The following is a 15,522-nucleotide window of genomic DNA, read 5'->3' as shown; positions in this document are numbered from 1 at the left end:
AGGTTTATTATGCAAGATTTTATTAGTAAAAGAATAAAAAGCCTACCTCCGCTTAATGAAAGCACTTTAGAAATTCAAAGAATTTGTAATGACGAAAACTCATCTTTAAAAGATTTAGCGAAAATAGTTGAAAAAGACCCAATGCTAACTGCAAATATTTTAAAATCAGCAAATTCGCCTTTATACGGATTTTCAAGAGAAATTAGTAGTGTTGATAGGGCTGTTAATTTGTTTGGAATGACAACTATTAAAGGATTTGCTTTAAATGCAGCTGTTAAAAACTCTTTTAAAATTAATTTAAGTGCTTACAATATGAATGAAGCAATGTTTGCAAAAATCTCAACTATGCAAAATTCATTAGCAATTAATTGGCTTAATAGAAGTGCAGACAATACTAAAAAAGTCGTAATTCCAGCATCGTTTTTACTAGAAATTGGCAAGATAATTATATCTTCTGAATTAGTTGAAACAAATAAAGCAGAAGAATTTAAAAATGGATTAAGTGATTTAAGAAATATTAAAGAATTAAGTGATTATGAAAAGCAATTTTTAGGAATGAGTAGCGAAGAAGTAACTTCTATGATATTTGATAAATGGAATCTTGAAGTTGATATGATTGATGCGATTTTTTATAGTGTAAATCCAGAAAATGCAAGTAATGATATAAAAAAGAATGCGATTGCATTAAATATAGTTTCAAATCTTATTAATATTTTTGGATTTTTTAATGAAGAAATGATGGTTCAATGTGTATTAGACGCTAAAAATAATGGCTTATTAGGAGATAAATTAATAGACGCTATTAAAGTAGTAGAACAAGATGCTTGAGTTTTTAGAAAACATTAGGCAAGGTTTTAATAAGCTTAATGCTAATTCAAAACAAAAAGAAATAATTAAAGTCTTATTAACAGAAAAAATAGTAAGCGAATACAATAATAAAATCTATTTTAATAATGGATTTTATTATGGCAAAATGGATATAAATTCTAAAGGCGATGGATTTTTACAAGCGTCGTTTTTAGAGCGAGATTTACTCATAAAATCAAAAGATTTACATTCAGCAAGATATGGCGATATTGTAATTGCAAAAAAGATTAAAAAGCAAAAAGGTCGCCCAAGTGCTGCTGTAATACTTGTCTTAAAAAGAGAAGAAGAATTTTCTTTAGTTATTACTCAAATGCTAAAAAATGTAGTATTTGGAAAATGCTTTAAAACAGGACTTTTAAGACAACTTAGTGTATCTCAAAAATCATTAAAAGCCTTACCTGTTGGCACTATTTTAAAGATTGATAATGCAAGTTCAAATGTAGTAGAAGTGCTAGGGCATATTAGTGATGAAAAAGTAGATGAAAAAATTTCTATGGCTTTATTTAATAAAACCGAAGAATTTGATAAAGCGTGTTTAGATGAAGCAAATGCTTATAGTGGCAGTGTTGATGCTAGTTTTTATCCTGATAGACTTGATTTAAGGCATTTGCCATTTTGCACGATAGACCCAATTCACGCAAAAGATTTTGATGATGCTATTTATTTTGATGAAAAAAATCAGATTTTATATGTAGCAATTGCTGATGTAAGCGAATATGTAAGGGCTTTTAGTGCTTTAGATAACGAAGCTTTAAAGCGTGGATTTAGTATATATTTTCCACATAAAAGCATTCCTATGTTACCAAGAGTTTTAAGTGAAGGAATTTGTTCTTTAAACCCAAATGAAGACAGGCTTTGCTTTGGTTTTAAAATATATTTTGAAGGTGCAAAAGTAATAAAAGAAGAAATTTATGAAGGCATAATTAATTCAAAAAGAAGATTTAATTACGATGAAGTAGATGAGTATTTAGACAAAAAAACTGATTTAAAAGAATGCAATTATTTATATTCTTTAAATGAGCTTACAAAAAAGATAAGAAACGCTAGATTAAATAAAGGTTTTAATTTTTTAACAGAAGAGCTAAGAATGGAGATTGATAGCGACTGGCAAATTGCTAAGACCTATTACGAGCAATCAACAAGGTCTCATCAATTGATTGAGGATTGTATGCTACTTGCTAATAAAGCAGCGGCTAAAATGTGCCCTGATTTAGCTATTTTTAGAAATCATCAAAGCCCAAATTACAATAAAATCGCTGCTATGTATGAAGAATTGCAATTATTAGGACTTGATTTTAGTGGTGGAGAAAATATCTATGAAAATATCAAAAATATTCAGAGCTTAGCAGATGAATTAAATATCCGTGCTGAAGTAGATAAAATCATCATTCGTTCATTTAAAAAAGCTGAATATGGACACGAAAATAAAGGGCATTTTGCATTAGGATTTGAAAGGTATTCGCATTTTACAAGTCCTATTAGAAGATATTCGGATTTGATTTTGCATAGATTATTAAAAGCTCTTATGAAAAATCAAGATAAGCTATTTACATACCTTAGCACGAACCTTGAGAATAAATGTTTTGAAGTTAGTAATCTTGAAAGAGAAGCTGATAAGGTGGCAATGGATTTTTGTGATAGGGTTTATGCAAGGTATTTTCACAAAAATATTGGCAAAAGATTTTATGTAAAAATCACTAAAAACGAAGATATTACAATAGGTGTTTTAGATGATGAGTTTAAAGGTGCAAGGATATTTATTGCAAATCCTAATGTAACTTTATTTTCTAGGGTTTTAGTTGAGATTTATGAAGTAGATTTAATAAGCGCTAAGGTTTTTGCTAGGATAGTTAAAGATGTATGAAGCAGAATTTAACAAAATAAAAAACAATCTTCCTAATGCTTTTATGCTTTATGGGGCGTGTAGATTAAGTATATTTATAAACTTAGAAATTATAAAAAGTCTGAAAAAATACGATGAAAGGCTGATTTTAAGAGATAGCGATTATAAATTAAATAAAGCTGTTGATTTTTTAAGTGAGAGTTCGTTATTTGCTAGTTCTAAGCAATTGATTTTGGAATTTGAAAAAGGAATTTCAAGTAAGGATTTAAAAGAAATTCTAAAACATATTAATAGTGAAAATCAATTAATATTAGCTATTTATGATGGAAAAGCTTTAAAAGATTTAGAATTAAGTATTAATAATAATTTTGTTAGATTTTTTGAGAAAAAGACTAGCTTTGAGCAAATTGCTTTATTAAAAGAAATTACTAATTTTTATAAAATAAATGCTAGTGAAGAAGCCTTGCAATATCTTCAAAAAAATTATGAATTTGATATATTTAAAGCAGGTTGTGAGCTTTTAAAATATAAAAATCAAACACTAGATTTAAGCACTATTAAAGAGCATTTAGAAAGCGATAATGCTTTAGGGTTTGATGATTTTTTGAGTAATTTTTTAAAGACAAAAGAGCCAAATGAATATATTTATAAAATCTTAGAAAATGAAGATGAAATCGCTTTAATCAATAAACTTTATTCAAGTTTAATAAGACTTTTTACAATAAGTGCAAATCTAAAAACAAATGGTAGAATTGATTATAAAATAGCCTTTGGTTATACTCCACCAAGACAAGTTTGCGTAGAATTAGAAAATCAAGCGAGAAAATTATCTAATTTTTATGAAGAAATTTTCGCAATTTTATTAAACGCTGAATATGAATTAAAACTAAATAACAATAATTCTTCAAAAGAAATAGCATATTCAAATCTTTTAAAAATATATTTTTTAATAAACTCATAAAATATTAAGATTAAACTGCTAAAATCAAGCCTTGCTTTATGCAAAATTCCTTGCTTAGTAAATCTAGGCTTAATATCCAAAAGGAGAATCATGAGACATTATGAGGTTTTATTCATCGCAAAGCCAACGCTAACTGATGAAGAATTAAAAGCAAGAGTTGAGTTTGTTAAAGAAACTCTAGTAAAAAATGGTGCTGAAATTGCAAATACTATTGAAATGGGTACTAGAAAATTAGCTTACCAAATTGATAAATATGAGCGTGGCGTATATTATGTAATATATTTTAAAGCTCCAGGTTCATTAATTAAAGAACTTGAGCGTGTTTTAAAAATCACTGAAGATGTAATTAGATTTTTAATCGTTAAATACGAAAACAGACGCGAAATCGCTGCGTGGGAAATACTTTCTCAAGGCAAAAGATTAGGTAAAAAAGAAAGCAAAAAAGAAACTAAGGCTGAAACTCCAGCAGAATAAAGGATAAGATATGAATAAGGTTATTCTAATAGGTCGTTTGGTAAGAGATGTAGAAATAAAAACTATTAGTACAACAGGTAGTGCGGTAGTAAATAATGCAATGGCTGTTAGTAGATATAGAAGCTCAAACACAGGCGAAAGAATAGAAGAAACTTTATTTATAGATGTAGTGTTTTATGCTAGATTAGCAGAAATTGTAGGGCAATATTTAAGAAAAGGTTCAAAACTAATGGTTGAAGGCTATTTACAACAACAAACTTGGGTAGATACAGCAACCAATCAAAATCGTTCAAAAATTCAACTTGTAGTTGAAAATATGGAAATGTTAGATAATAAACCTGATGAAATGCAAAATAATAATGCTCCTAGAAACAATTATCAAGCAAATAATAACTACAATAGACCTACTCAAAATAATTATCAACAAAATAATTATGCAAGAGAAGAGCAGAATTATCAAAGACAAAATAATTTTGCTGAAGAAAGAAATAATTATAATTATAACTCGGCAGATGATGCAGAGATACCATTTTAAAGGATAAATTATGGCAGAAAAAAGAAAGTATTCAAGAAAATATTGCAAATTTACAGAAGCAAAAGTTGATTTTATTGATTATAAAGATACAGCATTATTAAAACACGCATTATCAGAGCGTTTTAAAATAATGCCAAGAAGATTAACAGGAACAAGCAAAAAACACCAAGAAATGGTTGAGCTAGCTATTAAAAGAGCAAGAGCAGTTGCTTTAATTCCTTATGTATGCGACCGCAAAAACGTAGTTACAAATCCGTTTGAAGGTCTATAATTCTTAGGCTAGATTTTCTAGCCTAATTCTTTTATCATATGCAAAAATAAAAATAAATATAGCCAAAGCAATAAACAACTCACTTAAAGCATTTATAACACCTTCACTGCTTGCAAAATAACTATGTGCAAATTCTATAAAATAATGAAGTATCAAAGGCATTGATAATAAAAATAAATAAATACTTCTAAGCCTTATATAAATTGAAATTATAAGTAAAATCAAAAAAGAAACTAAAATATAAAAAATATCTATGAGCTCATAAAGAAGTAACGAGCAAGTAAGATATAAAATAATGCTAAAAAAATAATATAAATTATCTTTAGCAATTATAAATAATAATATAGATATAAACACAAATGCCGTTAAATAAATAAAGAAAAGCTCATTAGATTGGCTAATAAAACTTAAGGCACAAAATATGCAAAATACAAATATAAACGCATAAAACAAAGCCTTGAAAAAATCTTCTAATTCACAAGCAAGATTGATTTTATCTTTATCAATTAATAAGCTAAATAAAACCACTATAAAAGATGGGATAAATATCACAAAAGAAATAATCTGAAGTCCTGTAAAAGGAATTAATAAAAATATATCATCATACACTGCTTTTTCATCTATAAATACACGAAATATTTTAGTGATATTATTAGGTTTTATAAGCAAGTATAAAGCAAAAAATAAATAATAATAAATATTTAATTTTTTAGTAGAAAAAGAAAAAGCTATGAAAGATCTTTCATTTGATTTAATCTCACTTATTAGCCAGTTTAAAAATATTTTCATATTTTATTCTTTAATTCCTATGAAAATATCGCTCGCTTTTATTAAAACATTTACATTATCACTTATATTTAAATCCATCTTATTTGCACTATCGTTGGTTATGCTAGCTGTAATTAAAATTCCATTACAATTAATTTCTATTATGCTATATACCGAACCATTTTTTATACTTACGATTTTGCCATTTAGTTCATTTGCACTACTTAAACGAGTAGCACATTCGTTTTTGCTAACAATTACAGAATTTGCTTTAAATACTGCTATAGCATTATCATTTATTTTTAGATTTAAATCATCTACACTTTCTGTAGTTATTAAAGATTTGATTGTTTTATTGTTTTCTAATTTTGCGGTAACTAATGAAATAATAGGCGAACTTTCAACTTTAGTTATTTGTATTTTTAATATATTTCTTGCACTTAACATAATCTTCCTTTAAATTCATAAATTTCATCTAATAATAAAATAAAACCTATATTAAAAATTAAATGTATAATAGTTAAAAATCATAAAAAGGATATGAATGGGACTAAAAAGTGATGCTTGGATAAAAGAAATGGCATTAAAACACGAAATGATAACTCCATTTTGTGAAGAGAATGTAGGTAAAAATGTGGTTAGCTATGGACTTTCTAGTTATGGGTATGATATTCGTGTTGGGCGTGAGTTTAAAATATTTACAAATGTAAATAGCACTATGATTGACCCTAAGGATTTTAATGATAAAAATGTAGTTGATTTCGTAGGTGATGAGTGTATTGTTCCTGCGAATTCATTTGCACTTGCAAGAACGGTTGAATATTTTAAAATGCCAAGAGATGTATTAGCAATTTGTCTTGGTAAAAGCACATATGCAAGATGTGGAATTATTGTAAATGTTACACCTTTTGAGCCTGGATTTTGCGGTCATATTACAATAGAAATTAGCAACACCACTCCACTACCTGCAAAAATATATGCAAATGAAGGTATAGCTCAAGTGTTATTTTTACAAGGTGATGAGCCTTGCATTACTTCTTATGCTGATAAAAAAGGTAAATATCAAAATCAAACAGGCATAACTCTTCCAAAAGTTTTAAAGTAATTTATCTTCAAGAATTTGAAAGTAATTTTTCAAATTCTTAAGTTTTATTATTATTCCAAATAATATTTGCATTCCAAAATTATTCTTAGCAAGCACCTTAATCTAAGGCAAATTAAATATTCAATAAAATATTTTATGAATAAAAATTATTTACTATTTAGTGCAATAATTTTATAATTTTTAACAAGTTTTAAAAATTAATTTTTATTTAAGGAGATTTATGAAAAAGATTTTTTTAAGCTGTGCTTTAGCGGCTTCAGTATTTGCTGCAGAGCAATTTAGCGGTAAAATTATTAATCTTTACACTTCAGTAGATGCGAAAAAAGCAGAAGGAAAACTACTTCCAACTAATGCTTTTGAGATAGTAAAAGACGGCGATTTAGCTGAACTTAAAATTAAAGGATATTACAATCCTAATCAAGGTAATATTTTATATTTTAATGACAAAAATAGAATTTTAGTAGCAGCATTTGGTAAAAATGCTAAAGTAGATTTTAAAGTTGAAAAAGAATTAAAAAATGGTTTTAAATTAGCTAGTATTAAAGTATTTGCTAAAAAAGATGAGCTAGTGGATTTAGAAAAATCAGCAAAACCACTTTTTGAAAAAGGTAAAGCTATGTTTGAAGAAAATTGTGGCATTTGTCATCCACTTCATCCTGTTAGTGAATTTAATGCAAATCAATGGCCAGCTACATTTAAGGCAATGGAGACTAGAACAGGAATTGATAAAGCTGATAGACAATTAGTAGTGCAATATCTACAAAAACATGCAAAAGATATGAAATAAAGGAGACATTATGCTAAATAGAAGAAGTTTTTTAAAAGGTTCAGCTGCAGTTGGTGCTATGAGTTTTGCACCTATAAATGTATTAGGAGCTGAAAGTAAAGCAGTTGCTAGTGGCTTAGTAAAAAATGGCGAAGTTGTAACGGGTGCACATTGGGGTATTTTAAAACTTACTATAAAAGATGGTAAGGTAGTAAAAAGTGAGCCATTTGATGCAAATCAAACTAAGAATTTAAAAAATGATTTACAACACTACACACCTGATTTAGTATATGCTAATCGTGTTAAATATCCTTATGTTAGAAAAAGTTTCTTAGAAAATCCACTAGATAATAAACCTGAACTTCGTGGTAAAGATGAGTGGGTTAGGGTAAGCTGGGATAAAGCTTTAAAATTAGTTGCAGAAAGTTTAAAAAGAACTTATGATGAAAAAGGAGCTAATGGGATTTTTGCAGGTAGCTATGGCTGGAAATCAAGCGGAAATGTGCATAATTCAAGAATATTACTTCATAGATTTATGAACTTAACGGGCGGATTTGTAGGCTCATTAGGAGATTACTCAACTGGTGCATCACAAGTTATTATGCCTCATGTTGTTGGCTCTATTGAAGTTTATGAGCAACAAACTAACTTGGATTTAGTATTAGAAAATACAAAAGTTATAGTTATTTGGGGTGCAAATCCTATTGATACTTTAAAAATTGCTTGGACTGTAACTGATGGCGAAGGTCGTGCATATATGGAAAAAATTAAAGAAAGTAAAATAAAAGTAATTTGCATAGACCCAAGAGCTAGTTCAACTGTTAAATTCTTTGAAGGTAAAGGCGAATGGTTAGCTCCACGCCCAAATACTGATGTGGCAATGATGATGGGTATGGCTACATATTTAATTGATAATAAGCTTTATGATGCTGAATTTATGGAGAATTACACAATAGGATTTGATAAATTTAGTGATTATTTAATGGGTAAAACTGATGGCGTTAAAAAAGATAGCAAATGGGCTGAAAATATTTGCGGAATTAAAGCAAGTGCAATTGAGAATTTAGCTAAGGAATTAAGAGAAAATCTAAGCTTAGTAATGAGTGGTTGGGGTATGCAAAGAGCTCATCACGGAGAGCAACCTCATTGGATGCTTGTAACTTTATGTGCAATGCTAGGTCATATTGGTAAAGATGGTGGCGGATTTGGTTTAAGCTATCATTATTCAAATGGTGGTGTTGCTACAACTAATGCTCCAATAGTAGGCGGAATTAACGCTAGTATGAATGGTCTTTGGGATAAAGGCGTGTTTAAAGGCGTTAAACAAGGAACATTTGATAAAAATGGTAAATTTATACCTGGAAATAGTGGTGCAGGTGAAAATCTACCTGAGTGGTTATCAAAGACAAGTGATAATGAAATTCCTGTAGCAAGAATTGCTGATATGCTATTAAACCCAGGTAAAACAATAGACCACAATGGTAAAAAAATTACTTATAGTGATATAGATTTTGTTTATTGGGTAGGTGGTAACCCATTCGTTCATCATCAAGATTTAAAAACTCTAAAAAAAGCTTGGCAAAAGCTAAAAACCGTTGTAGTAAATGAGATTTACTGGACTCCAACTGCTAGAATGGCTGATATATTATTACCTACGACTAGCCAATATGAAAGAAATGATATTTCTATGAGCGGGGATTATTCTAATATGCATATAGTTCCTATGAAAGCTGCTGTTATGCCAGTTGAAGAGAGTAAAGATGATATGCAAATCTTTGTTGAACTTGCTAAAGTTTATGGAACTCTTTGTGCGATTAGCAAGGGTGCAAGTGAAAAAGATGCAGCAATGTTAGCTACAAAATTAGTAAATGCTTATACAGAAAATCAAACTCCAGAGCAAATGATAGAAAAATACTATAACGCTGCTAAGAAAAGCACAAGCGTAGAAATGCCTGAATTTAAAGAGTTTTGGGAAAACAATAAAGCATTGAAATTTGAAGCTTCTCAAGATGCTTATGAGTTCGTTAGATTTAAAGACTTCGTAGAAGACCCTATCTTAAATCCATTAGGAACTCCGAGTGGTTTAATTGAGATTTATAGTGAAACTATTGAAAAAATGAACTATAAAGATTGTAAAGCTCATCCTATGTGGTTTGAACCAATTGAATGGCTTGGTATGAAAGAAAAGAGCGCAGAATTTCATATGATTAGCCCGCATCCAACGAGCCGCTTACATTCACAACTATGCCACACAAGTTTAAGAGAAACTTATGCTGTAAATGGGCACGAGCCTATTTTAATTAATAGCGAAGATGCTAAGGCTAAAGGTATTAAAAATGGAGATTTAGTTGAGGTTTTCAATGCTCGTGGTAAAGTTATTGCAGGAGCAGTTGTAAGCAATGATGTATTAAAAGGCGTAGTAGTGTTACAAGAAGGTGGTTGGTATGACCCTGATGATAATAATGATTGCAAATACGGATGTGCGAATGTGCTAACAATAGATATTCCAACAAGCGAACTTGCAAATGGAAATATCTCTCATACAGCTTTAGTAAATATCAAAAAATTTGAAGGCGAAAAACCTGAAATCGTAGTATTCACTGAACCTGTAAAAGCATAATATTAGGGGCATTTGCCCCTAGAATTTAATTTTAATTATTCATTATTTTTTCAAAATCAAAAAACCATTCTACTTCTTCAATATTATTAAATTTATCGGATAAATTTGATAATTTAACTATTTTAAAACCACATTTATTAACATAAAAATGGATATTTCTTATTTCAAAATAAGGTGTGGTTGTAGTCCAAACTTTAGTTTTAGGAAAAGTTTTTTCCACCATTTGCCAAGTTTTAAAACCATAGCCTTTATTATGAAATTCTTCAAGTATATAAAACAAATCAAGATTATTATGTTGGGTATTTTCATCTATTAAAAGACATATTCCACCTATTTTTACACCATTGTCATATACATAAAAATTTTTAGCATTTTTATTCTCTAAAGATTTGAAAATCTCATCAATGGTGATTACATTTTCATCAGTTTTATCTCTAAGACTTATTTGAAAAGTATTTTGCACATCTTTTGCGAAATTAAAAAACTCATCACTAGAAATTTCTATTAATTCCATAATCTTCCCTTAATTTAGATTAAAATTTTTAATTTTATAAATTTATAAAAATTATATGAAAATTTTTTAATTAGCTTGTTGAAAAGTTTTTATAGTGATTAACCACTTGGTATGTAATTGTTATCTTGATGGCTATATTTAAGCTAACAATCAAAGAGTAAAAAATTCACTCAAGATTTGTCATTCTTTTTAGTGGTGTTGCTAAGCAAGTGGGTTGATTAGTATTTTTTATAAAGAAGTCTGTGCGATAAATATGAGATAAATTTTTTATATTACTAAGTTTTAAATTCCTTAAAATTAATAATTACAATTTAAATTTGAATATTAAAAACTCATATTATTTAATTAGCCTATGAAAGCATAGTTAAGGGGATTTTCCCCTTTTTAATAATTATTTAATTTAACACAACCCTCTTTTGAGCCGAACGAACACGCAAGATTATATAGTTGTTTTATTTTGTCTAAGTTTTCTTTAGAATTTGAGTTTTTAGCTAATTCATCAGCGACTTTAATACAAGAATTTGCATCTTTATCTTTTATACATTTTGCTTGATTGCTTATTAAATCAGGGTTTGATAAAAGCTCCATAGGGTTTAAATTACTTAATTTAAAATCATTACAAGCACTAAAAACTAATGCAACTAAAATAGCAAGGGTTTTTTTCATTATATCTCCTTATTTGTAATTAGATAATAATTATACCCCCCCCCCACATAAATATTTTTAGAAAACTGATTTATTAAAAAATACAAATTCTATTATTGTTTTTCTTTACAACTCTAGCAAAGGCGTAGGCGTTTATATTTGCATTTTGTAAAATATCTAAAGCTTTTTGAGTATCTTTTTCGCTAATGCTAAGGATTAATCCACCACTTGTTTCTGGAGAATATAAAAGTAAATCATCTTCAATAAATGATTTTACAAGTCCTTTCAAACTATTTTTGTTTGTATAACTAGCTGTTCCAAAAAGCCCTAAATTAGCGTAATTTAAAGTATTTTTATAATACTTTATCGCATCAGAATTGATTTCAATTGATATTTTATCATTTAGCATTTCGCTCAAATGCCCAATAAGTCCAAAGCCTGTAATATCAGTGCAAGCATTGATTTTTATGCCATTTAAAAGTTCTAAAGCTTTATTATTTAGACTTTTCATACCATTTATACATTCGCTAAAATCATCGTCTAAATTAGCTTTAATAGCCATAGCGTTAAGACTTGTTCCTAGTGGTTTTGTAGCTATTAAAACATCATTTTCTAAGGACTTGTTATTGCTTAAAAAACTATCTTTTCTAACATAACCAGTAACGCTAAGCCCTAAAAATACTTCACTAGAATTTAAAGTATGCCCGCCAGCACAAAACCCACCCGCTAAATTAATAGTATCATTAAGCCCTACTATCATTTGTTTTAAAATATCTTGAGATAAGCATTCGCTAAATGCAACTATATTCATAGCACTCATAACTTTTGCGCCCATTGCAAAAATATCACTTAATGAATTTGCTGCAGCAATTACAGCGTAATCATAAGCATCATTTACGATTGGGGTAATAAAATCAAGTGTTTGAACTAAGGCAAAATCTTCTAAATTAGTAGAAATTACCTTAGGATAATCAATAACACAAGCATCTTCATTACTAGTAGTTGAGCTTAATACAAATTCGCTAGGTTTAATATTAGCTAAAGCATTGTGTAAGTCAGCCTGACTTAGCTTAGCTCCTCAACCTGCGTGCTTGCTAAATTGAGTAAGTTTCATAGATTTACCATTTTTGTTTCAAATAAAGTATCTATTATCTCAACTGCGTTTGAACTTCTACCAATTTTTGGACTAACTTGAAAATAATTTAAGCAATTCGCACAACATAAAATATCAACTCCATCATCACTTAAAGCTTTTAAAGCATTAAATGCCGGATGAGTATCATCACAAGCTATAAAAACTGCTTCGTTTATTAATACAACTTTTTGAATTTTTCTTTCTTTTACAGCAGTTAAAAATCCAATTAAAAGCATTGCTCCTAATTCGCCTTCGCCAACTTTTAAAGATTTTAAAAATATTCCTTCTTGTTGTTTTGCTTCATCTTTTGAGCTTTTTATTTCGCTTTTTCTTAATTTAAAGCAAAATCCATTAAGCTCAAATTCTTGATTTAAATTCTTAAGCAATCTTTGGATATTTTCTTTTGCTGCTTCGTTATCAACTATTATTTCTAATTCATCATTAATTGCTAAATTAATTAATGTTTTTTTTGTTTCAATTACAGGTATCGGACAAGCCTTGCCGCTAAAATCTAGTTTCATTATTCTTCCTTTTTAAATAGTTCGTTAAATCTTTTTTCTAAAAATTCTTCTAATTCTTTTTCTAATAATTCATAATTTTTCATAAATTCTAAAGCCTTAGGGCTAAGAATAGTTCCACTATCTTTACTAGCTCCTTTTTTGCTAATAAATATATCTCCGCCTAAAAATTTTTCTGTGCTAGTTTTCTTAGTCCAAGCCTTTTTATAACTCATATGAAGTTGTTTTGAGCTCTCATTAATTGAGCCAAATTTTTCTATGGCTTTTAATATCTCATAATTACCTTTTCCAAAAATTTCGCCGTCTTCTTCTAACCAGAATTTGATTTTAGGTGTTTTATTTTTCATAGCTATAACTCGGTGTTATTTTTCCATTTTTTGTAAGTTCTTTATACCAATAAGAATGCAAAATATATACTTCTTCTTCTTCTTTATATCCTGTTATCATTGCGTGAATTGAGCCTTTGATAGCAAATACAGCCATATATAAATGCACGAAAAACATAGCAGCACAAACAATGCCTAAGATATTATGAACTATTGCACTAAGTCTTAAAATATTAATATGACTAATTCCTAACATATTTTGTAAAAATTCGCTCTGAAAATCTAAAAAGAACATAAACGCACCAGTAATTATCATAATAGCTCCACCAAAAACGGCTATGTAATACCACATTTTTTGACCGAAATTGTATTTTCCCGCCGGAACAGGTCTTTTAACCTTGCTTAAATATCCACCTACTATCATAAGCCATTTTATATCATAACTAGCAGGCAACATTCTCTTAATCCAGCAAAAAAACATAGGAATAATTGAGATAAAAAATAAAATAGTAGCAACTCCGTGAAGATTTTTGCAAAGTCTAACAAATACTCCACCACCAAAATAATGACCATTCATAATAATTAAGCCTGTTGGAATTAATATAATCCAAGCAAGTGCAGCAATGAAATGAAAACCACGCTCAAATAATGAAAAGGCATATATTTTTTTGCCTTCGTGACTAAATGTTTTAGGTCCTATTACCATATAATGTAATGAAAACGCACAAAGCACTGCAATTAAGACAATTAAAGCAAGTGAAGCAATATAACTTGATGCTAATATTGTCCAAATTTCTCCTAATTCATAGCTAGTAATATTAGTAACTCTTCCTGTAGTTGTTAAATCACTAGCATTTAAACAGGTAAATAAAAATGCTAATACAAAAAACTTTTTCATAATATCTTCCTAAAATGATTTTATTCTTTAATTTATATCAAAATATTTTTAATTTCTCCTTGAATAGTCATTAAAATTAAATTCTTTTTGACTTTTAATGCTACCATCTTCACCAACATAAATTAAACTTGGTAATTTTACTCCGTTAAAAGTTGTATTTTTTACTATTGTGTAATGAATTTGGTCGCAAAATATTATCTTATCTCCTATATTTAGTTCTTGATTAAACTCATATTCACCCATAATATCTCCTGCAAGGCAAGAATTACCTGTTAAAAGATAGCTATTTTTAGTGCTTTTAGTCTCTGCTAATTCATCACGACTTGCTAGGATTTTTGCATTTTTTACTTCGCTAGTGTAAGGCATAATGATAGTATCAGGCATATGAGCTTCAGCACAAATATCTAAAATTGCTATTTTTTTCTCATTTTCAACAATATCTAAAACACTAGCCATTAAATCCCCAGTTTGCCAACCAATAGCTTCTCCTGGTTCAAGGTATATTTCAAGATTATATTTTGATTTAATAGCTTTTAAGAATTGAATTAATTCTTCTACTTTATAGCCTTTTTTTGTGATATGATGACCGCCACCAAAATTAATCCATTTTAATGGGTGTTTTGCTAGATATGGTTTTAAGAAATTATCTTCAAATACTTTAAAGACTTTTTCTAAACTCTCAAAACTCTCTTCGCATAAAGCGTGAAAATGTAGCCCATCAACTATTATTTCACTATCCAATAAATCCTTTGCTTTAATACCAAGCCTTGAAAATTTTCCGCAAGGATTATAAATTTCTTTTGGAGCTACTGAAAACTCTAAATTACAGCGAATTCCTAAAGATTGATTTTTATAATTTTTATGATTTATAACTTTTTTATATTCATTCAATGAATTAATCACTATATGATGACTAAGATTTAATATTTCTTCTAAATCATCATTGCTAAATGCTGGTGCGTAAGTGTGGATTTCTTTATCTACAAATTCTTTAGCAAATTTTGCTTCCCACAACCCACTGCAAGTGCAACCTTTTAAGTAATTTTTAATTAAAGGCATAGCAGCACTAAATGCAAATCCTTTTAAAGCTAATAAGACTTTAACTCCACTTTCTTCTTGAATTTTTTTAAAGATTTCAAGGTTATTTTTTAGTTTGCTTTCGTAGCAAATGTAAGCTGGTGTTTTAATATTATTTTCAATATATTTCATTACAATTTCCTTTCGGTATTAATAATTTTGCTATAATATCATATTAAATTTATCATATATTAGGTAT

The 15,522-nt window shown here is 28.6% G+C and carries 16 protein-coding genes and 2 pseudogenes; 9 read left to right on the top strand and 9 right to left on the bottom strand.

The genetic code is table 11. The features are described 5' to 3' along the window. Positions 1-9: 9 nt before the first annotated feature. The 6 genes from AVBRAN12640_RS02705 to rpsR all read left to right on the top strand — a co-directional run bounded on the left by AVBRAN12640_RS02705 (position 10) and on the right by rpsR (position 4,951). A complete protein-coding gene (locus AVBRAN12640_RS02705) occupies positions 10-828 on the top strand; it encodes an HDOD domain-containing protein (protein WP_214119603.1) in 819 nt (272 codons plus the stop codon). Then, the gene (locus AVBRAN12640_RS02700; RefSeq protein WP_336608700.1) at positions 821-2,731 is read left to right on the top strand and encodes a ribonuclease R family protein; all 1,911 of its coding nucleotides are present in this window, start codon (positions 821-823) and stop codon (positions 2,729-2,731) included. The genes AVBRAN12640_RS02705 and AVBRAN12640_RS02700 overlap by 8 nt, the downstream gene beginning before the upstream one ends. Beyond that, positions 2,724-3,671 carry a hypothetical protein gene (locus AVBRAN12640_RS02695; RefSeq protein WP_214119599.1) on the top strand — a complete coding sequence of 316 codons (948 nt, stop codon included), beginning with the start codon at positions 2,724-2,726 and terminating at the stop codon, positions 3,669-3,671. The genes AVBRAN12640_RS02700 and AVBRAN12640_RS02695 overlap by 8 nt, the downstream gene beginning before the upstream one ends. 90 nt (positions 3,672-3,761) lie before the next feature. Beyond that, positions 3,762-4,145: a 30S ribosomal protein S6 gene (rpsF, locus tag AVBRAN12640_RS02690; protein ID WP_214116362.1), complete on the top strand. Its 384-nt coding sequence runs from the start codon at positions 3,762-3,764 to the stop codon at positions 4,143-4,145. A gap of 10 nt (positions 4,146-4,155) precedes the next feature. Continuing rightward, complete coding sequence (ssb, locus tag AVBRAN12640_RS02685) at positions 4,156-4,680, top strand: single-stranded DNA-binding protein (RefSeq protein ID WP_214116364.1); 525 nt, start codon at positions 4,156-4,158, stop codon at positions 4,678-4,680. Between the two features lie 10 nt (positions 4,681-4,690). Beyond that, complete coding sequence (rpsR, locus tag AVBRAN12640_RS02680; protein WP_214116366.1) at positions 4,691-4,951, top strand: 30S ribosomal protein S18; 261 nt, start codon at positions 4,691-4,693, stop codon at positions 4,949-4,951. Between the two features lie 3 nt (positions 4,952-4,954). On the opposite strand, the gene AVBRAN12640_RS02675 is transcribed toward rpsR, so the two are convergent. After that, positions 4,955-5,740: a hypothetical protein gene (locus AVBRAN12640_RS02675; RefSeq protein WP_336608699.1), complete on the bottom strand. Its 786-nt coding sequence runs from the start codon at positions 5,738-5,740 to the stop codon at positions 4,955-4,957. A gap of 3 nt (positions 5,741-5,743) precedes the next feature. Beyond that, on the bottom strand, positions 5,744-6,166 hold the full coding sequence (locus AVBRAN12640_RS02670) for a TOBE domain-containing protein (RefSeq protein ID WP_336608698.1): 423 nt from the start codon (positions 6,164-6,166) through the stop codon (positions 5,744-5,746). A gap of 97 nt (positions 6,167-6,263) precedes the next feature. Between AVBRAN12640_RS02670 and dcd the strand changes: the two genes are divergently transcribed. From dcd to AVBRAN12640_RS02655, 3 genes are all read left to right on the top strand, one after another. Further along, positions 6,264-6,824 carry a dCTP deaminase gene (gene dcd / locus AVBRAN12640_RS02665; protein WP_214116378.1) on the top strand — a complete coding sequence of 187 codons (561 nt, stop codon included), beginning with the start codon at positions 6,264-6,266 and terminating at the stop codon, positions 6,822-6,824. Positions 6,825-7,044: 220 nt separating this feature from the next. Further along, complete coding sequence (locus AVBRAN12640_RS02660; RefSeq protein ID WP_214116380.1) at positions 7,045-7,611, top strand: cytochrome C; 567 nt, start codon at positions 7,045-7,047, stop codon at positions 7,609-7,611. A 10-nt stretch (positions 7,612-7,621) separates the two neighbouring features. Continuing rightward, complete coding sequence (locus AVBRAN12640_RS02655) at positions 7,622-10,210, top strand: molybdopterin-dependent oxidoreductase (RefSeq protein WP_336608697.1); 2,589 nt, start codon at positions 7,622-7,624, stop codon at positions 10,208-10,210. A 31-nt stretch (positions 10,211-10,241) separates the two neighbouring features. On the opposite strand, the gene AVBRAN12640_RS02650 is transcribed toward AVBRAN12640_RS02655, so the two are convergent. The 7 genes and pseudogenes from AVBRAN12640_RS02650 to nspC form a co-directional block, all read right to left on the bottom strand. Further along, positions 10,242-10,724, bottom strand: coding sequence for a GNAT family N-acetyltransferase (locus AVBRAN12640_RS02650; RefSeq protein WP_336608696.1), 483 nt, complete (start codon positions 10,722-10,724; stop codon positions 10,242-10,244). 384 nt (positions 10,725-11,108) lie between these two features. Beyond that, the gene (locus AVBRAN12640_RS02645) at positions 11,109-11,390 is read right to left on the bottom strand and encodes a hypothetical protein (RefSeq protein ID WP_214119593.1); all 282 of its coding nucleotides are present in this window, start codon (positions 11,388-11,390) and stop codon (positions 11,109-11,111) included. Positions 11,391-11,463: 73 nt separating this feature from the next. After that, a pseudogene (gene selD, locus AVBRAN12640_RS02640) lies at positions 11,464-12,435 on the bottom strand (selenide, water dikinase SelD); the annotation flags it as partial. A gap of 44 nt (positions 12,436-12,479) precedes the next feature. Next, positions 12,480-13,025: a sulfurtransferase-like selenium metabolism protein YedF gene (gene yedF / locus AVBRAN12640_RS02635; RefSeq protein WP_214149899.1), complete on the bottom strand. Its 546-nt coding sequence runs from the start codon at positions 13,023-13,025 to the stop codon at positions 12,480-12,482. Then, a complete protein-coding gene (locus tag AVBRAN12640_RS02630; RefSeq protein ID WP_214116391.1) occupies positions 13,025-13,369 on the bottom strand; it encodes a winged helix-turn-helix domain-containing protein in 345 nt (114 codons plus the stop codon). The genes yedF and AVBRAN12640_RS02630 overlap by 1 nt, the downstream gene beginning before the upstream one ends. Next, positions 13,359-14,177 (bottom strand): annotated as a pseudogene (locus AVBRAN12640_RS02625) (formate dehydrogenase subunit gamma); the annotation flags it as partial. The pseudogene AVBRAN12640_RS02625 and the gene AVBRAN12640_RS02630, both read right to left, overlap by 11 nt. A gap of 117 nt (positions 14,178-14,294) precedes the next feature. Beyond that, a complete protein-coding gene (gene nspC, locus AVBRAN12640_RS02620; protein WP_336608695.1) occupies positions 14,295-15,455 on the bottom strand; it encodes a carboxynorspermidine decarboxylase in 1,161 nt (386 codons plus the stop codon). Between the last annotated feature and the right edge of the window lie 67 nt (positions 15,456-15,522).

Source organism: Campylobacter sp. RM12640, from assembly GCF_020137595.1.
In the GTDB taxonomy this organism is placed as follows: domain Bacteria; phylum Campylobacterota; class Campylobacteria; order Campylobacterales; family Campylobacteraceae; genus Campylobacter_E.
This window is presented reverse-complemented; position numbering and strand designations above follow the sequence as displayed.